This is a genomic window from Pedobacter sp. BAL39 (genome assembly GCF_000170795.1).
Taxonomy (GTDB): domain Bacteria; phylum Bacteroidota; class Bacteroidia; order Sphingobacteriales; family Sphingobacteriaceae; genus Pedobacter.
The window spans coordinates 118,844-135,958 of record NZ_ABCM01000008.1; the positions used below are offsets into that span (position 1 = coordinate 118,844).

A 17,115-nucleotide genomic window follows, 5' to 3' on the forward strand; every position below is an offset into this window, starting at 1 on the left:
GAAGGAGCAGAACCTTAGTGGAGATCTGCAGGCACCTCTACATTTTTCTTGAACTTCTGGAGGTATAACAATGGGATGGAGCAGAGCAGCACCAGTCCGGCGATCCAGTACGCATCACTATAGGTGAGCAACATGGTCTGACGTGTTACAGTACCTTCAATTGCTTTAATGCCCAAGGCTTTTGCATCCAGGAAAGTATATCCTTCGGCCATAAACTTCCTGATGAAGCCATTCAGCCTGTCGGTGAATGCCGTATTGTATTCGTTGACATTGACCAGCAGGTTGCTGCGGTGAAAGCCTTGTCTGACGTGGATCATGGTCGTCAGTGCGGCGATTCCGAAAGAACCACCCAGCTGCCTCATCATGTTGTTCAGTCCCGATCCCTGGCCGATTTCTGCACCTTTAAGATCCTGGATCGCCAGCGTGGTCAGTGGTACGAACAGCAGTGCCATTCCGATACCACGGATCACCAGCGGGAGGAAGAAATCACCTTCGCCAGACTGGAGGGTGGACTTGCTGAGCATGGAACAGAACACGAAGAAGAGGAACATACCGATGGTTGCCATGAACTGCGCGGGGATGTTTTTCTTCAGCATGATCCCAATGAAGGGCATCATGACAATCGTACACAAACCACCTGGAAAGAGGAGCTCGCCCGTTTGCAACGGCGAGAACCCAAGTAGGTTCTGACAGAAAATCGGAAAGACGAACACCGATCCGTAAAGGCCGAAGCCCAGGATAAAGGAGGTGACCATCCCAATGGAGAAACTCCTGTGTCTCATGATCTTGAAGTTAACGATAGGATGGTCTGTACTCAGCTCACGCCAGATGAACAGCAAGACGCCAAGCACGGAAGTTACCGCAAGGGCCGTGATATATGGGGTAGCAAACCAGTCTTCGCTTTCTCCTTTTTCAAGAACTGTCTGCAGACTACCTACAGCCACTGCCAGTAAAACGATACCCCACCAGTCGACCGGCATACCTTTACCGTCTTTCGGCGTTTCTCTGACGAAGGCATAGGTACAGTAGGCGGCGAGGATCCCTATCGGGATGTTTACGTAGAAGATCCATGGCCACGAGCTGACTTCCAGCAGGTATCCGCCGATGGTTGGCCCTACAGTAGGACCCACTACAGCACCAAGACCGAAGAGGGCTGTGGCAATACCCACATCTTCACGCGGCCAGGTTTCAATTAGGATGGCCTGAGCGGTGGAGATGAGCCCCCCACCGGCAATACCCTGCAGGATACGGAAGACGATCAGTTCCTCCAGGTTGGTGGCATTTCCGCAAAGAAAGGAAGCTATAGTAAAGAGAATGATGGAAAACAGGAAATAATTTTTGCGTCCGAAGCGGCTGCCGAGCCATCCGGACATGGGCAATACGATGACATTTGCCACCGCATAGCCCGTTGATAACCAGGCGACATCCTCAAGGGTTGCCCCCAGGTTACCCTGGATCTGGGGGATCGCCACGTTGACGATCGTCGTATCAATCAGCTCCAGCAGGGAGGCGGTGATGACGGTAAACGTGATGACCCACTTTTTTAAACCTTTTTCGGCCATTTTATTAGTCTTTTATTGAAACAGATACCTTAACACTCATGCCGGGACGCAACTTCGCCAGGATGTCTTTCTGTGCTTTGGTGATCTTAATTTTTACAGGTATGCGCTGTACTACTTTCACGAAATTTCCGGTGGCATTGTCAGGAGGCAGCAGGGATCCTTTTGCTCCCGTGATCGGCGCGAAGTTGTACACTTCACCAATCACTTCATCATTAGGATAGGCATCCACCTCAATTTTTACTTTCTGTCCGGGGGTGATGTCTTCCAGCTGTGTTTCCTTAAAATTCGCGGTTACGTAAATGCTGTTTTCATTGACGATAGAGAATAATGCTTGTCCGGCGGCGATCAGCTGTCCTTTTTGGATGTTCTTTTTGGAAACGATACCCGTTGCAGGAGCTTTAACGTCGGTATAGGATAGCTGAAGCTTGGCGAAGTCCACATCCGACTGGCGTTGGGTGACACCGCTGTTGCTTACCGCCAGCTGCGATTGTGTCGTACCTACTTGTTTCAGCGCTGCGGTATATTGGTCTGTTGCTGCCTTGAATGCGGCTTCAGCAGACTCTTTTTCTGCTTTTGCCTGGTCAAACTGCTGCTGGGTGATCGATCCGTCTTTCACCAGGTTGGCATAACGGGCATAGTCCTTTTGGGCGAGGTTTAATTTTACCCTTGCCGCATCAATATTGGCCTTTGCAGTGCTGGTATTGGCTTGCGTAGCGATGATCTGCGATTGAGAAACGCCAACACCGGCGTTCGCGCCCACCTGACCTGCCTCCGCCTGTTCCACTTTCACTTTATAGTCGCGATCGTCCAGTTTTACCAGCACATCACCTTCTTTTACCATGGTGTTTTCTTCAAAGTTGATGTCCTGCACATAACCTCCCACACGTGCCACTACCGGACTGATGTCGCCATCAATCTGTGCATCATCTGTATCTACGTGTTTGCTGTAGTAGATGTATTCTCTGGTACCAAAAATGGCACCGATGATAATTAAAACCCCTAATATGATGGGAATAACTTTATTCTTTTTTTTCGTTTCAGTTGTCATTGTTTTTGTATAAAAAGGTTTTTACTGGGAAATTTTTCCTGTGGATTTCAATAAGGTGTAATAGGCAAGTCCGGCATCAGCCTTCGCGATCTCCAGGTTGATTTTTGCCTGGTAGAGCAAGGTCTCCGCATCGATTCTGTCGATGGCTGAGGCTACATTGTTTTTGTATTTTGAAGCCAGCAACTTATCGTTTTCTGTGGCCTGCGCAATAGAGGTTTCCAGTACGCTGATCCTGTTGACGGCCAGCTGGTAGTCCTGGTAGTTTTTGTTCACTTCTTTTTTTACCTCATCAGAGAAGATGTCTTTCTGTAGGCCGACATCTTTTTGCTGGATGCGTGCTTCCGTCACCTTGTGTTTGTTGGTCCATAGGTTTCCTATGTTCCAGGAGATGTTGGCACCCAGGGTGATGGGCATGATGAACTGATCTGTTGGCGGGATAAACTTGCCGCTTGGATTGATATAGTAAAGGTCAGCACCCAGTCCGACGGTTGGCAACGTGTTGGCCTTTACCGATTTGATGTTTAAGTCTGCAACTTTGGTATTCAGATCAAATTGTTTGATCTCCTGCCTGTTGCCGAATGCCATGTCCATATATCCGCTGAGTGGCGCCAATGTTTTGGATCCTGTTTCAGGTTCTGCAGGTACAACTTCAGTATTCTCGTCGATGCCAAGTAGTACATCCAGGTTATAGTTGATGATTTTTCTGTTGTTCTCAATTTCAAGGTCCGTCAGGGATACATTTGCTTTCTGCAGCTGGAAACGAAGCACGTCGTTTTTAGTAACAATTCCCTGTTCAAAGAAACGCTGCGATTGTTTAAGCTGGCTCTCGATGGACTCCAGGTTCTGCACAACGACTTTTTTGCTTTGAAGCACTTTGTAAAGCGCATAGTATGTGTTGATCACGGCATAGCTGATCTCCTCTTTGTCTTTATCGGCATCCAGCTGGGCCACTTCAGTGAGCAGCTTTGTAGAAGCTTCTGCATATTTGAGTTTCCCGCCGCCGTAGATCAGTTCTTTTACAGACGCCGTGCCCACAAAGGCATCTGCCCGTTTGGGCAGCTGGAATGGATCGCCGCCGCCAATCACCAATGTGTTGGTGGGAATTTCCGCGTGGTTGTAAAGGAATGACGTTGTTGCTGTTGGCAGCGCTTCATCTTTCACCATGGCCAGTCTGGAAACGGCAAGATCAATTTTATTTTGTGAGCGCTTCAGGTTTTTGCTGTTTTCAATCCCCAGCTGGATTGCCTCATTCAGGCTGAGGTTTTTAGTTTGTTGCGCATATAACATTCCCGGCAGAAGGAAAGCGACGATGCTGAATTTAATACGGTGTGTCATTTTTTGGGTGTTAAGTATGTGATGATGAGGTCTTGCAGGTGACTGATCATCCGTTCAGTGATGGCGTCCCTGTCCTCCGGTTTGTTGATGTCCAGGCTCGTTCCCGAGGTAATCTTCGCGGGGGAGTTGGTGACATAACTGATGGTGCCCATGATGGTGGCGATTAACATCCTGATGTCCACAGCAGGCCTGAACTGGCCCTCTTCGATTCCTTCCCTGATGATCTTTTCTATGACGGCGATGTTTTCCGCCATGGCATTTTTGATCGTGGAGAACATCTCCGGGCGCTGTGACAGGGAGAGCTCCCTGTGCATCATCTTGTGTAAACCCGGGTTGCAAAGGATTTTCCTGGCATATCCTTCCATCACCTTCAGCAATTTCTGCATGGCGGTGAGGTTGTCCTGGCTGACGCTTTCGATGACGGTCCTGAAGACCTTCACACGGTCGGACATGATTTCCATGAATACCCCTTCCTTGGAACCGAAGTAATAGTTGATCATCGACATGTTAGCGCCGGCTTCTTTGGCAATTTGCCTGGTAGAAGTACCTTCGTAACCTAGCTCCATGAATAACCGCTCCGCGGCTTCCAGGATATTAGCTCTTTTATCTTCTTTTTCCATTACTTGATTTGATGGGACAAAATTAATCAATCGATTGATCAATTTTAAGAAACACTAATCGATTTCTAATAATTGACGAATTGCTGACAAGAGTCAGTAATCTGAGGAATACCGTTTAGCTTAATCGTTTAAACATGAAACAAAACTGTGAGGTGTTGGCTCTGGTAAACTCCGGATGCTTTCTATTTTAAAATAAATGAATATCTTTGGGGCTTAAGTATACATACAATGACAAATCAAGAGAACAAAAACAATTTTGACTGGGTTTACTACGTTTTAGGACTGTTTTTCGGCATATTAACTGCAGCCATCATTTCCGGCAGCTTTGGCTGGTCAATTTTAGGTGGGATTATCGGATTCATCTTCGGTGCAGTTTTCTTGAACTCTATCGTTAAGGGACGGGTATATTAATTTTTTGCCTTTTAAATTTTGGCTTTCCCAAAAGGCCATTCCAATAATTTTCACATGAGAAGATTGGCTCTGATTGCCCTGTTCGGGCTGTTCACACTTGTTGCTGAAGCACAAGAGCTCAAATTGCCTGCTGTAGACGCAAGTCCGGCAGACATCGTTTATTATCCATTAAATGCGGCGAAGGTAAAAGATGGCAGTATGCCATTGCTGAGGGTAATTTATTCACGTCCAACAAGGAAAGGGCGTGACATCTTTGGTATTCTTGAGCAGTATGGGAAAGTATGGCGTGCAGGGGCCAATGAGAATACAGAAATCAAGTTTTTCAAAACGGCATTGATTGGTGGCAAGAAAATCAAGGCCGGCAGTTACAGTCTCTTTGCGATCCCGGGGCAGGAAGAATGGACCATCATCATCAACAAACAAACAGACCGTTGGGGAGCGTTCACTTACGACCAGTCGAAAGATGTGGTCCGGGTAAAGGTTCCTGTGAAGTCCGTTAAGGAGCCCGTTGAAACCTTATCTATGACTTTCAGGACGGAGCCAAAAGGTGTCAATCTGGTGATTGCATGGGATAAGGTCTGGGTTGAATTACCTGTTGCGATCAACTAGTTCGTTCAGTTAACGGAATTCTTTGTGTCGTGATTTCTCAGCCGCCGTTTCATCAGGGTGTCCAGGTAAGCAAATGCCAGCAGGACATCTACAAATAGAAAAACTTTCAGGACCATAGGACTGACGGCTTGGCGTAGACCCTGCGTAGCCAGGTCAAGGTTAAGATCAAAGCTGGAGGCACTGCCTTTTACCTGCCCAAAGATATCGGCAAGCAAGAACGCAATCGACGCGATGAAGAAGGCGCTGATGCTGTAAATGATGCGTTTGTCGACCTTTGTGCGCAGCCTGACCGGTGCAGGTTCTGATTTCAGCTGTTCCATCACATTCCTGCTGAAAGACATGGAAGGCGTATCGAGATCGATCTCTGCAATTTGCTGATGTACAGACTGGAGCTCATGATAGATTGCCGCATAAGCTGCATCAGTAACAATCTTATCTGCCGTTGCCTGTAGTTGTGCTGCAGTCCCATGACCATCTATATAATCCCAGATTTCCTCTTCTATTGTTGTCATAACAACTCCTTTACTTCGTCTTTTAATAAATATTGTAATTTTTCTTTCAACCTGATCCTGGCGCGGTGCAGCTTCACTTTGACGGCATTGCTGCTCATGTGCAGTGCTGTCCCAATTTCTTCCAGGCTCTGTTCCCCTTTGTAGAACAGGGTGATGATGACGGCATCATCGGCTGGAAGCGCCGCAATGGCGTTATTCAGCCAGGTATGTCCGGATTTACGTTCTACGGAGAGGAGGTCAACATCTGTCGAGCTCCGGTCCTGGAGCTGGATGCCACTTTCAACGTCGTCTATAGAAGTGGTATCCATCTTTTTCCTGCGCAGGAAGGTCATGGCCGTGGTATAGGTGATGGTATACAGCCAGGTAGAGAACTTTGAGTTTTGCTGAAAGGTGCCCAGTGCGCGATAGGCCTTTACAAAGCAGTCCTGTGCCACCTCTTCTGCATCCTCCCTGTTTTTGGTAAAGCGCATGGCAAGGGTAAAGACAAAGCGCTGGTGGCGCTTTACCAGCTCAGTATAGACATCGGTATTACCTGCCAATACTGCGTTGATCAAGTCTGTGTCGGACTGCTGTTGCGTCATACCTGTATGGGTGCTTCAATATAGGATTAAAGTCCCGGATCTTGTTTCTGCTTGTCCAGCCAGTTTTTCTCTACGATGTAGGAGGCAATCAATCCAAGTCCTCCAAAGATGCTCAGACAGCCAAAATATACAGCCGCCGCCTCATCGTCATCTACGGAGATGCCCCTTACAATAAACAGGGAGATGAGTAAACCCAGGCCAAGGCCGACGAGCAGCAGGCCGAATTTCAGGCTTACAAATGGTTTTGGCGGACTGACATTGTTTTTTAAGCCAATAGGGTCTAAACCCCGCTCAATCATAGCCATTTTCTCTTTATTTGACATGTACCGGATGCCGAAGATCAAGGCTGTTGTAGTGATAAAAAAGGTGGTCGGTACTAATACTTCTGGTCCCATTATTTCTCTTTTTGATGATAGGTCATTATATGTTTTATACCACTATGACCACATGGAAATCAAGCAGGTTACAGCCGAACTCAAAAAAATAATTTAGTTGCAGAAGGGAGCCACAATGTTGTGAAATCGGGTTAGGCCTTTGGCTTCGGCAATATGGCTACAGTAAGACGGCAGATGCAGCTCATTTTACCTTTGTCCGTATAGATCCTGATCTCCCAAACATGCGTTTTGGCACCGATATGGAGTGCTTTGCAGATGCCTGTAACATGACCACTTTTTACCGGGCGGAGGTGATTGGCATTCACTTCCAGTCCTACGGCAATGAATTTTTCCTGATCGATGCACATGGTGGAGGCTACGCTGCCGAGGGTTTCAGCGAGGACAACGGAGGCCCCTCCATGAAGGATTCCCGCAGGCTGCTGCGTACGCTCATCGACGGGCATGGTTGCTGTCAGCGCATCTTCACTGACCTCCGTAAAACGAATGTCCAGTAAAGTGCCCAGGTGTTGTCCGGGCCTTTCATTGAGGCTTTCAGGGCTAAAGGAGGTGAACCACATTATAAATACCTTTCTTCAATGATCTGTGTATGGTGGATCAGGTGTCCTGCGATCACAAAAAGGAGGGCGTGGACATTGATCTGCCTTCCGGAGGCAGTGCCGCTGCGACTGAGTTCGTGTTCATTCAGGGAGCGGAAAAGGAAGAGGTTTGCCTTTCTCAACAACATAAATTCCTCTGTTAGACTCTCCAGGCTACGTTCTGAGAAACGGGCATTGCTCACATAGTCGTCTTCTTCAAATCCAGGCAGGGCATGTTGCTCTGCGCGGGCAAAGCAGGTGAGCCGGTAAACCAGGATGCGCTCAGTGTCAATGATGTGGCCCGCCATCTCCCTGATGGTCCATTTGCCAGGTGCGTAAGCGTGGTCCGCAATGTGCTCCAGGCTTTTTAGGTATTCAGGAAAGCCGGTTGCCTGTTGTTCAAGGATGGCCATGACGTCATCACCTACCTTGCTGATGTAGGTTTCCGCCCAGGCGGGGTAATCATGAGTTTGAGGTCGGTTCATAGGTAATGCTGCTTTTAAGGATGATGCGGAAGGTCGTACCTTTATCCAGTTCAGAATCTTTAACGAAAATCTGTCCGTTGTGGTAATTCTCGATGATGCGTTTGGTAAGGGATAGGCCCAGTCCCCATCCACGTTTTCGGGTGGTATACCCGGGCTGGAATACCGCATCGAACTTGGAGCGTGCGATGCCTTTCCCGGTATCAGTAACATCGATGAACACTTCTTCCTTGGCGAGGTTTTCGATGATGTTGATGGTAATGGAGCCTTCGTTTTCAATGGCGTTTGCGGCATTTTTCAGTAAGTTTTCAATGACCCAGTCAAACAGGGGGACATTGATGAGCGCGCGCACCTGGTCATCACCGGTGATCTGGAAGATGATCTTATCTGAGGTGCGCAGCTTGAAGTAGGCCACGAAGTTATAAATTACGGTGTAGACCACATGATCCTCAACAATGGGTTTGGAGCCGATCTTCGAAAAGCGATCGGTAATGACCTCCAGTCGTTTCAGGTCATTTTCCATCTCGGCAATAAGGGGGTCATCTTCGGCATCAAAACGCGACTTCATCAGTTCGATCCAGGCCATGAGCGAGGAAATGGGAGTGCCCAGCTGATGAGCCGTTTCTTTTGCCATACCTACCCACACCTGATCCTGTTCAGCCTTCCGTGCAGAGCTGAACGCTACATAGGCGGTAAGGAGGAAAAGGCCGATAACTGCCAGCTGGATGTAGGGGAAGTAGCGCAGCTGTGTCAGTGTAGGTGAGTCGCGGTAGTAGATATAGAGGCGCTTGCCGTCGAGGCCGATGATGGGCGTTGGCGGATGCTGCTCATTCATTTTTTTGAGCTCCCTTACAAAAAATGCAGGGTCGTAGGTGACGTTGTCCTTTTTCTCGATGTCATAATTGGTCTTTGTGGAGTCCAGGCCCTGATAGGTGACGATGGCTCCTTCCTCATTGGTGATGATGATGGGTAGTTTGGTGTTGGTCCTCACGAGGTCGATCAGGTCGGTATACCGGTCGTCATCGTACATGACCAGGGTCTGCTCTGTTACCTTCGCAAAGAGCTGAAATTGTACCTGCTCTTCCCGTTCCATCTTTTTCACAAAGAAATCGCTGTAGAATACTGATGCTGTACCGATGACAAAGGCGAAAATCAATAAAAAGAATTTCCAGCGGCGTTTTTTTTCGTATGGATTCATGTCTTACGATGGCAAATTACGAAATAGCATTCAAAAATAGATGAATAGAAGGCTAACGCGTTAAAAAATATATCTTTGCAGGTAGTAATTATGGAAAAGAAAGTAAGAGTAAGATTTGCGCCCAGCCCTACCGGTGGGTTACATCTGGGTGGTGTACGCACCGCTTTATTTAATTATTTGTTTGCTAAAAAACACAATGGATCGTTTATCCTGCGTGTGGAAGATACTGACCAGACCCGCTTTGTTGCCGGCGCGGAGGAATACATTGCTGCCTGCCTGGAATGGTGTGGTATGTCTCCGGACGAAAGTCCGGACGTAGGTGGCAATTACGGGCCGTATCGCCAGAGCGAACGTAAAGCCAGCTACCGCCAGTATGCAGAGCAGCTGGTGAATGATGGTTATGCTTATTATGCCTTTGACACTCCTGAAGAACTGGAGGCCAAAAGGAAGGAAATCCCTAATTTTACTTACGGACTGTCTACGCGCGAGGGCATGAGGAACTCCCTTACGCTGGCTGAGGCCGAGGTGGCCGCATTGCTGGCTGCTGATGCACCACATGTGATCCGCATAAAGATGCCTGAAGATGAGCTGGTCTCTTTTACCGACCTGATCCGCGGGCATGTGAGCTTTGATACAAATCTGGTAGACGATAAAGTGCTGCTGAAGGCTGACGGCATGCCGACCTACCACCTTGCTGTGGTGGCAGACGACCGGGCCATGGAGATCACGCATATCTTCAGAGGTGAAGAGTGGCTGCCCTCAGCACCGATACACATTTTGTTGTGGCGATACCTGGGCTGGGCTGATGAAATGCCTCAGTGGGTACACCTTCCCCTGATCCTGAAGCCTGATGGCAATGGAAAGCTGAGCAAACGTGATGGCGACAGACTGGGCTTCCCGGTATATGCACAAAACTGGACTGATCCGAAGACCGGCGATCTGACTACAGGCTTCCGCGAGCTGGGCTTTATGCCCGAGGCTTTCGTCAACCTGCTGGCCATGCTCGGCTGGAATGACGGTACCGACAAGGAGCTGTTCAGCATGGCGGAGCTGATCGAGAAATTCTCTGTAGAGCGTATCAGCAAGGCAGGAGCAAAGTTTGATTTTGAGAAGGCAAAATGGTACAACCACGAATGGGTTAAAAATACACCTGCGACAGCGCTGCTGCCAATGGTAAAAGCGACGTTTGCCGCTGAAGGCACGGATCTGAGCGATGACGCATATCTGGAACAGGTGATTGACCTGATTAAAGATCGCTGTACACTGCTTACCGATTTTATTCCTCAAAGTTCATATTTTTTTAATGCGCCGTCCGAATACGATCTGCCGGCCGTAAAACCTAAATGGACAGCCGAGAAAGCCGCATTCTTTGAGGCTTACAGCATGGTGATTGCCGACGGGCTGAATGCCGCTGAACTGGAAGAAAAGTTCAAGGAGCTTGCAGCAGTGCACAATTTTAAACCCGGGGAACTCATGCTTCCCTTCCGCATCATGCTGGTCGGCGGCAAATTTGGGCCCGGAGTATTTGACATTGCTGTAGCACTGAAAACAACAGAAACAGTAAAAAGAATCAGCAGGGCAGTGGAAGCTTTCGCTTAAAAAAATTGATTCTGGTTTAAATTGGTATAACAATTGTCGCGCAAACGGGATAAACCAATTTAAACTAGAATTCTATGCAATGGTTCGGTAAAGGGAGCGGGAATATTGAAGACCGGCGGGGGATGAGTGGCGGTGGCCTCATCGGAGGTGGTGTCGGCATTATTATCGTTATTCTGGGACTCTTCTTTGGTCAGGACCTGACCGGTCTGGTGAGCCAGCTGCCCCTTGGTGACGCGGCACCAGTAGAAGGCAAAAAGGGAGATCCACAGGATAAGGAAGCTCAGTTTGTGGACGGCGTCCTGGAATCTACCAACCAGGTATGGGTCAAGCAATTTGACCAGCTCGGTAAAACTTATGAGCAGCCTGTGCTGGTGTTGTTTAGCAACAGTGTCCAGTCGGCCTGCGGGAACGCCAGTTCAGCCGTTGGCCCGTTCTATTGCCCCGGAGACCATAAAGTATACATTGACCTTAGTTTTTACGAAGAATTAAAAAACAGATTTGGCGCTGCGGGCGACTTTGCGCAGGCTTATGTCATTGCCCATGAAGTAGGACACCACGTTCAGAACCTGCTTGGAATTTCAGACAAATTGCAGCAGGCACGTGGCCAGCTGAGTGAAAAAGAATACAATAAGCTGTCAGTGAAACTGGAGCTGCAGGCTGATTATTTTGCAGGACTGTGGGCTCATGATGCACAGCTGTTAAAAGATTTTAAATTAGAAGAAGGAGATCTGGAGGAGGCGCTGACCGCGGCAAATGCCATTGGTGACGACAAGCTTCAGAAGCAGGCCCAGGGAGAGGTGGTCCCCGATGCATTTACGCATGGTACCTCTGCGCAAAGGGTATATTGGTTTAAAAAGGGTTTTGAAAGTGGCAAGATCAGTGATGGAGACACCTTCAATGCCAGGGACTTATGATTTAGTGATGTCAATTTTTTGATATAAAAGGTGTTTAGACACCTATTATTCTATGAAGTTGTATAACTTTAGCAGCAAACTGTTCCACAATAATAGTGAATGCGAGGCCGGGAAAGATAAGCGCCTCATTTAATTTAACAGATGATACTAATTGTTGATGACACGCCCGAGAACCTGATCTCTCTAAAAAAGGTCCTTGAGAAACATAATTTTGAAGTTGATACCGCATCTTCGGGAGAAGAAGCCCTAAAGAAGGTACTCAGAAATGAGTATGTACTCATCATTCTCGATGTGCAGATGCCGGGAATGGATGGCTTTGAAGTAGCGGAGGCGATCTCCGGATACAGCAAGGCGAAGGAAACAGCGATTATCTTCTTGTCGGCAGCAAACACCGAGCTTCGGTTCATCACTAAAGGATATTCTTCAGGTGGGTTGGACTACATCACCAAACCGGTAGATATGGACGTGTTGCTGCTGAAGGTTAAAACCTTTTACCGCATCTACGAGCAAAGCCGAAAACTCATTGAAATACAAAAAGCCCTGCTGGATGAGATTGAGTTCCGCAAACAGGCGGAGCGCAAGAAAGACGAGTTCATCAGCATTGCCAGTCACGAGCTCAAGACCCCCCTCACCAGTGTGAAGGGTTATGTGCAGCTTCTGGAACGCAGCGTTGAAAAGGGAGACGTACCTACACTCAGAAAACACCTCGGTAAGGCGCAGGTGCAATTAGAGAAACTCAACGGCCTGATCACAGACCTGCTGGACATCTCCAAGATTGAAAGCGGCAAGATGAAGTTCAACATGAAACCCTTCGTGATGGATGCCATGCTGGATAATGTGCTGGAGATCATCAATCAGTCTAACCCAGAGTTTAATATCGTTAAAAAAGGCGGCTTCTCCAGGGAAATCTTTGGGGATGAGCTGCGCATAGAGCAGGTTGTCATCAACTTCCTGACCAATGCCATTAAGTATTCTCCAGGAACGACGGAGGTGCAGATCAATGTTGAGGACCGTGGCGACCGCATTTATGTGGGGGTGCGGGACTTCGGCATCGGCATCAGCGAGGAACAGCAGAAGAATGTTTTCGAAAAGTTTTACCGTGTGGAGGAGACAGCGATCCACTTTCAGGGACTTGGCATCGGGCTCTTCATTTCTTCGGAGATCATCAGGAGACATGAGGGGGAGATTGGCGTTAACAGCACACCTGGTGAAGGCTCTGAGTTCTATTTCCATATTCCAATACATTCCATTTCTGAAACAGAATAACACTATTTTTTAAGTATGCAAGCAAAGCAAAAATCTTTGAGAAGAAACCTGCGTGTTGGACTGGGCCTTTCACTGGCCATCCTGTTCATCAGTTCGCTGGCTTCCTACAAAAGTATTGAGGGCCTGATCAAGAGCTCTGATCTGGTACAACACAGCAACCAGGTGATTACCGGTGTTGCCGATATCATTTCGACGTTGAAAGATGCGGAAACGGGCCAGAGAGGGTTTCTCCTTACAGGTGATGAGGTCTTTCTGGAACCCTATACGGGTGCACGCCGCCACGCATTGCTGGTGCTGGATGAGGTGGCCGAGCTGACAAAGGACAATCCCGTGCAGCAAAGGAATGCAAAAGAGCTAAAGTCGGTGATTGATCAGCGACTGACCATTCTCCGTCAGACCATTGAACTCAGACGTCAGGGCGGAAACGTGAGTGTCACCGACCTCAAGAACGGCAAAACTTACATGGACAATGCGCGGACACTGGTAAAGGCTATGGAGACCGAAGAAAAGCGCCTGTTGGGCGAAAGGGTTTCCGAGCTGAACGTCATCTCCGGATATACACCGACTGTGATCGTGATTGCTGCGGTTCTGGCGGTTTTGATTACCTTTTTCTTTTATAGGAAGGTATCGGGTGATTTTGCTGAAAGGATCCGTCTCGAGATGGAGCTGCAGGCCAAAAATGAAGAAATTGATACCCGTATTGAGGTGGTGCGTCAGATTGCCGAGCAGATCTCCAGCGGAGATTATGACGTCAGGCTGGATCAGGACCAGAAAGATGGTTTGGGCAGTGTTGCCGGGTCGCTGAATGCCATGGCAGAGTCGCTAAAATATTCGTTTTCTTTGCTTGGAGATAAAGAATGGCTGCAATCAGGTATCGCCAAGCTCAATGACAAGATGGTTGGTGAGAAAGAAGTTCCTGTACTTGCAGGTGATATTTTGACCAGCATCGTTGAACATACCGACAGTCAGGTGGCTGCCTTTTACCTGCTTGGCGACGACAGGCACATACATCTGACGGCAGGTTATTCCCTTGTGGAGCGCCAGGAGCGTCAGATGTTCAAAATCGGAGAAGGACTTGCCGGACAGGTGTTAAAGTCCGGAAAACAATTGCTGATCAATGACATCCCGCAGGGGGAGATGACCATCAGTTATGCCAGTGGCGACACCAGGCCACGAAACGTAGTAGCTGTGCCTGTATTCAGGAATGGCGAAGTGATCGGGGTGATAGAAATCGGCTCCCTGAACTGTTATACATCATTGCAGCTGGAATTCTTCCAGAACATCGGGGCAAACATCGGTATCGGGATCCATGTCGCGCAGAACCGTAAGAAATTACAGGACTTCCTGGAAGAAACACAGGCACAGGCAGAAGAGCTGCAGGCACAGCATACTGAACTGGAGGGGCTCAACGCAGAGCTGGAGGCACAAAGCCAGAAGATCCAGACCTCCGAGGAGGAGCTGCGCGTACAACAGGAAGAGCTGCTGCAAAGCAACCAGGAGCTGGAGGAACGGACCACATTGCTCGAAGAAAAAAACCAATTGATCCAGGAACGCAACCAGGACATTCAGCAAAAGGCAGAACAGCTGGAGCAGAGCACAAAATACAAGTCCGAGTTCCTGGCGAATATGTCGCATGAGTTGAGGACACCACTGAACTCCATCCTGTTGTTGTCTAAACTGATGTCTGAGAACAAGGATCTGGATAAAGAATACATTGAATATGCGGAGGTGATACAGAGCTCCGGTCAGGGTCTTTTGGGACTGATCGATGAGATTCTTGACCTTTCGAAAATTGAGGCAGGAAAGATGAAGCTGGAGTTTGCATCGGTAAATATTGATGAAGTATCGACCGATATGCGCTCTATGTTCAGTCCGCTGGCAAAGAATAAACAGCTGCAGTTTGCTGTAGAGGTCGAGGAGCGCATACCTGAGGTGGAAACCGATAAGATGCGTCTGGAGCAGATCCTGAAAAACCTGCTTTCCAATGCCATTAAATTCACTACGCAGGGCAAGGTGAGCCTTACCGTTAAAAAGGATGATTCCGGGAAGTTTGTGCAATTCACGGTCACCGATACCGGGATTGGTATTGCTACAGACAAACAGGGGCTCATCTTTGAGGCCTTCCAGCAGGCAGACGGGTCGACCAGACGTAAGTTCGGCGGTACAGGTCTCGGTCTTTCGATCAGCAGGGAGCTTGCGAAGATCCTTGGTGGCGAGATTGAGCTGACCAGCAAGGAAAATGTAGGCAGTTCCTTTACCTTCTCCTTGCCGGTAAGGCGCGTGGATGTCATTGAGGCTGACGTAGAAAAAGAAATCTCCTCAAAGATTACCTATATTGAGAATGCCCTGGAGGAGGTTGCCGAACGATTCACGGTGGATACCATCCCTCAGGAGGTAGAAGATGACAGGAATGATATCCAGGCAGGCGACAAGGTGATCCTCATCATTGAGGATGATACCAATTTTGCGAAAACATTGCTGAACTTCACACGTAAACGTGACTACAAAGGGATTGTAGCCGTTCGTGGTGATGTGGGAATCGAGCTGGCTAACCACTATAAACCGCTGGCAATTCTGCTGGACATCCAGCTGCCTGTCAAAGATGGCTGGCAGGTGATGGAAGAGCTGAAGTCCAATCCGGTGACAAAACCTATCCCTGTACACATCATGTCTTCGCTGGAGATGAGAAAGAAGAGCCTGCTGAGAGGCGCTGTCGACTTCATCAATAAGCCGGTGGCACTGGAGCAGATGAAACAAATCTTTACCAAACTGGAAGATGCACTGAGCAGACATCCTAAGAAGGTATTGATCGTGGAAGAGAACAAACAGCATGCGGAGGCCCTAAGTTACTTCCTGAGCAACTATAACATCCAGACCGAAATTGCCGGCAATGTTGGCGACAGCATTGGTGCGCTGCATAAAAAAGAAGTAGACTGTGTGATCCTTGATATGGGGATTCCGGACAAAAATGCTTACGATACCCTGGAGACTATTAAAAAAAGCGAGGGGCTGGAAAACCTGCCGATCATCATCTTTACGGGTAAGAACTTAAGCAAAGGAGAAGAAACGCGGATCCGTCAGTATGCAGATTCCATCGTCGTGAAAACAGCGCATTCCTACCAGCGGATCCTGGACGAAGCCGGCTTGTTCCTGCACCTTGTGGAGGAAAGACAGGCCGACAGCAAGTTCAAAAAACCACTGTCAGGTAAGCTGGGTGGCCTTTACGAGGTGCTCAATAACAAAACGGTGCTGATTGCAGACGATGATGTACGAAACATCTTTTCGCTCACTAAAGCACTGGAGCAACATAAAATGAAAGTTCTTGCCGCTACGGACGGAAAAGAAGCCCTCCAGATCCTTAAAGACAACCCGATGGTGGATGTTGTGCTTATGGACATGATGATGCCGGAGATGGACGGATATGAAAGCACACGAGAAATCAGAAAGATCAGTGCCTACAAACATTTGCCAATTTTAGCTGTTACTGCCAAGGCAATGATGGGAGACCGGGAGAAATGCATCGCTGCAGGAGCTTCAGATTACATCTCCAAGCCGGTGGATGTGGACCAACTGATCTCCCTGCTAAGGGTATGGTTATATGATAAAGTTTAATGACAAACCGTATTTCAACACATATGGCGGATAATAAAGTATTGATAATAGACGACGACAACCGGAATATTTTTGCACTCTCGGCGGTACTTCGTGCCAGAGGCTACCAGTGTTTGTCGGCCGCAGGAGGAGAAGAAGGCATTGACCTGTTAAAGCAGGACAAGGAGATTTCTGTAGTGCTGATGGACATGATGATGCCGGGTATGGATGGATACCAGGCGATGGAAGTGATGAGCAAAGACCCTGATCTGAAAGAGATCCCTGTTATTGCAGTGACTGCCCAGGCCATGCTGGGTGACCGTGAACGTTGCCTGGAAGCAGGTGCAGTAGGCTATGTATCCAAGCCAATTAATGTGGATGAACTGACCAATTTACTTACCCGATATCTTACCTGAT

17 protein-coding genes are annotated in these 17,115 nt (G+C 48.3%); 7 read left to right on the forward strand and 10 right to left on the reverse strand.

Going from position 1 to position 17,115, the window contains the following annotated elements:
• Window positions 1–14 precede the first annotated feature (14 nt).
• Genes PBAL39_RS12195 through PBAL39_RS12210 form a run of 4 tightly spaced genes read right to left on the reverse strand, consistent with a single transcriptional unit; the run spans window position 15 to window position 4,565 of the window.
• Window positions 15–1,562 carry a DHA2 family efflux MFS transporter permease subunit gene (locus PBAL39_RS12195; protein ID WP_008241818.1) on the reverse strand — a complete coding sequence of 516 codons (1,548 nt, stop codon included), beginning with the start codon at window positions 1,560–1,562 and terminating at the stop codon, window positions 15–17.
• 4 nt (window positions 1,563–1,566) lie between these two features.
• Window positions 1,567–2,610, reverse strand: coding sequence for an HlyD family secretion protein (locus PBAL39_RS12200; RefSeq protein WP_008241820.1), 1,044 nt, complete (start codon window positions 2,608–2,610; stop codon window positions 1,567–1,569).
• A gap of 21 nt (window positions 2,611–2,631) precedes the next feature.
• Entirely contained in the window at window positions 2,632–3,945 is a 1,314-nt protein-coding gene (locus PBAL39_RS12205) for a TolC family protein (protein ID WP_008241823.1), read from the reverse strand.
• Complete coding sequence (locus PBAL39_RS12210; RefSeq protein ID WP_008241824.1) at window positions 3,942–4,565, reverse strand: TetR/AcrR family transcriptional regulator; 624 nt, start codon at window positions 4,563–4,565, stop codon at window positions 3,942–3,944. The genes PBAL39_RS12205 and PBAL39_RS12210 overlap by 4 nt, the downstream gene beginning before the upstream one ends.
• Before the next feature lie 228 nt (window positions 4,566–4,793).
• Here PBAL39_RS12210 and PBAL39_RS12215 point away from each other — a divergent pair, with 228 nt between their 5' ends.
• Both PBAL39_RS12215 and PBAL39_RS12220 read left to right on the forward strand, forming a co-directional pair.
• On the forward strand, window positions 4,794–4,976 hold the full coding sequence (locus PBAL39_RS12215) for a hypothetical protein (protein ID WP_008241826.1): 183 nt from the start codon (window positions 4,794–4,796) through the stop codon (window positions 4,974–4,976).
• A 54-nt stretch (window positions 4,977–5,030) separates the two neighbouring features.
• Entirely contained in the window at window positions 5,031–5,585 is a 555-nt protein-coding gene (locus PBAL39_RS12220) for a DUF2911 domain-containing protein (protein ID WP_008241828.1), read from the forward strand.
• A gap of 5 nt (window positions 5,586–5,590) precedes the next feature.
• Here the strand turns inward: PBAL39_RS12220 and PBAL39_RS12225 are convergent, their stop codons facing one another.
• From PBAL39_RS12225 to PBAL39_RS12250, 6 genes are all read right to left on the reverse strand, one after another.
• Window positions 5,591–6,097 carry a hypothetical protein gene (locus PBAL39_RS12225; RefSeq protein ID WP_008241831.1) on the reverse strand — a complete coding sequence of 169 codons (507 nt, stop codon included), beginning with the start codon at window positions 6,095–6,097 and terminating at the stop codon, window positions 5,591–5,593.
• Window positions 6,094–6,678, reverse strand: coding sequence for an RNA polymerase sigma factor (locus PBAL39_RS12230; protein WP_008241833.1), 585 nt, complete (start codon window positions 6,676–6,678; stop codon window positions 6,094–6,096). Before PBAL39_RS12230 ends, PBAL39_RS12225 begins: the two co-directional genes overlap by 4 nt.
• Window positions 6,679–6,704: 26 nt before the next feature.
• Window positions 6,705–7,073, reverse strand: coding sequence for a DUF6249 domain-containing protein (locus PBAL39_RS12235; RefSeq protein WP_039866504.1), 369 nt, complete (start codon window positions 7,071–7,073; stop codon window positions 6,705–6,707).
• A 131-nt stretch (window positions 7,074–7,204) separates the two neighbouring features.
• Window positions 7,205–7,630 carry a hotdog fold thioesterase gene (locus PBAL39_RS12240; protein WP_008241836.1) on the reverse strand — a complete coding sequence of 142 codons (426 nt, stop codon included), beginning with the start codon at window positions 7,628–7,630 and terminating at the stop codon, window positions 7,205–7,207.
• Window positions 7,630–8,133 (reverse strand): DinB family protein, encoded by a 504-nt coding sequence (locus tag PBAL39_RS12245; protein WP_008241840.1) that lies wholly within the window; start codon window positions 8,131–8,133, stop codon window positions 7,630–7,632. The genes PBAL39_RS12240 and PBAL39_RS12245 overlap by 1 nt, the downstream gene beginning before the upstream one ends.
• On the reverse strand, window positions 8,111–9,328 hold the full coding sequence (locus tag PBAL39_RS12250; protein WP_008241841.1) for a HAMP domain-containing sensor histidine kinase: 1,218 nt from the start codon (window positions 9,326–9,328) through the stop codon (window positions 8,111–8,113). The genes PBAL39_RS12245 and PBAL39_RS12250 overlap by 23 nt, the downstream gene beginning before the upstream one ends.
• Window positions 9,329–9,418: 90 nt before the next feature.
• On the opposite strand from PBAL39_RS12250, the gene gltX reads away from it, so the two are divergent.
• The 5 genes from gltX to PBAL39_RS12275 all read left to right on the forward strand — a co-directional run bounded on the left by gltX (window position 9,419) and on the right by PBAL39_RS12275 (window position 17,114).
• Window positions 9,419–10,927, forward strand: coding sequence for a glutamate--tRNA ligase (gene gltX, locus PBAL39_RS12255; protein ID WP_008241844.1), 1,509 nt, complete (start codon window positions 9,419–9,421; stop codon window positions 10,925–10,927).
• Between the two features lie 74 nt (window positions 10,928–11,001).
• Entirely contained in the window at window positions 11,002–11,841 is an 840-nt protein-coding gene (locus tag PBAL39_RS12260; RefSeq protein WP_008241845.1) for a neutral zinc metallopeptidase, read from the forward strand.
• A 141-nt stretch (window positions 11,842–11,982) separates the two neighbouring features.
• Window positions 11,983–13,107 (forward strand): hybrid sensor histidine kinase/response regulator, encoded by a 1,125-nt coding sequence (locus PBAL39_RS12265; RefSeq protein WP_008241847.1) that lies wholly within the window; start codon window positions 11,983–11,985, stop codon window positions 13,105–13,107.
• 15 nt (window positions 13,108–13,122) lie between these two features.
• Window positions 13,123–16,719: a response regulator gene (locus PBAL39_RS12270; protein WP_008241849.1), complete on the forward strand. Its 3,597-nt coding sequence runs from the start codon at window positions 13,123–13,125 to the stop codon at window positions 16,717–16,719.
• A gap of 23 nt (window positions 16,720–16,742) precedes the next feature.
• Window positions 16,743–17,114: a response regulator gene (locus PBAL39_RS12275; RefSeq protein WP_039866507.1), complete on the forward strand. Its 372-nt coding sequence runs from the start codon at window positions 16,743–16,745 to the stop codon at window positions 17,112–17,114.
• Window position 17,115 lies beyond the last annotated feature (1 nt).

Excerpts from the sequence above, each read along its gene's own strand:
- PBAL39_RS12195 (WP_008241818.1), bottom strand. The coding sequence starts at position 1,562 with ATGGCCGAAAAAGGTTTAAAAAAGTGGGTCATCACGTTTACCGTCATC.
- PBAL39_RS12200 (WP_008241820.1), bottom strand. The coding sequence starts at position 2,610 with ATGACAACTGAAACGAAAAAAAAGAATAAAGTTATTCCCATCATATTA.
- PBAL39_RS12205 (WP_008241823.1), bottom strand. The coding sequence starts at position 3,945 with ATGACACACCGTATTAAATTCAGCATCGTCGCTTTCCTTCTGCCGGGA.
- PBAL39_RS12210 (WP_008241824.1), bottom strand. The coding sequence starts at position 4,565 with ATGGAAAAAGAAGATAAAAGAGCTAATATCCTGGAAGCCGCGGAGCGG.
- PBAL39_RS12215 (WP_008241826.1), top strand. The coding sequence starts at position 4,794 with ATGACAAATCAAGAGAACAAAAACAATTTTGACTGGGTTTACTACGTT.
- PBAL39_RS12220 (WP_008241828.1), top strand. The coding sequence starts at position 5,031 with ATGAGAAGATTGGCTCTGATTGCCCTGTTCGGGCTGTTCACACTTGTT.
- PBAL39_RS12225 (WP_008241831.1), bottom strand. The coding sequence starts at position 6,097 with ATGACAACAATAGAAGAGGAAATCTGGGATTATATAGATGGTCATGGG.
- PBAL39_RS12230 (WP_008241833.1), bottom strand. The coding sequence starts at position 6,678 with ATGACGCAACAGCAGTCCGACACAGACTTGATCAACGCAGTATTGGCA.
- PBAL39_RS12235 (WP_039866504.1), bottom strand. The coding sequence starts at position 7,073 with ATGGGACCAGAAGTATTAGTACCGACCACCTTTTTTATCACTACAACA.
- PBAL39_RS12240 (WP_008241836.1), bottom strand. The coding sequence starts at position 7,630 with ATGTGGTTCACCTCCTTTAGCCCTGAAAGCCTCAATGAAAGGCCCGGA.
- PBAL39_RS12245 (WP_008241840.1), bottom strand. The coding sequence starts at position 8,133 with ATGAACCGACCTCAAACTCATGATTACCCCGCCTGGGCGGAAACCTAC.
- PBAL39_RS12250 (WP_008241841.1), bottom strand. The coding sequence starts at position 9,328 with ATGAATCCATACGAAAAAAAACGCCGCTGGAAATTCTTTTTATTGATT.
- gltX (WP_008241844.1), top strand. The coding sequence starts at position 9,419 with ATGGAAAAGAAAGTAAGAGTAAGATTTGCGCCCAGCCCTACCGGTGGG.
- PBAL39_RS12260 (WP_008241845.1), top strand. The coding sequence starts at position 11,002 with ATGCAATGGTTCGGTAAAGGGAGCGGGAATATTGAAGACCGGCGGGGG.
- PBAL39_RS12265 (WP_008241847.1), top strand. The coding sequence starts at position 11,983 with ATGATACTAATTGTTGATGACACGCCCGAGAACCTGATCTCTCTAAAA.
- PBAL39_RS12270 (WP_008241849.1), top strand. The coding sequence starts at position 13,123 with ATGCAAGCAAAGCAAAAATCTTTGAGAAGAAACCTGCGTGTTGGACTG.
- PBAL39_RS12275 (WP_039866507.1), top strand. The coding sequence starts at position 16,743 with ATGGCGGATAATAAAGTATTGATAATAGACGACGACAACCGGAATATT.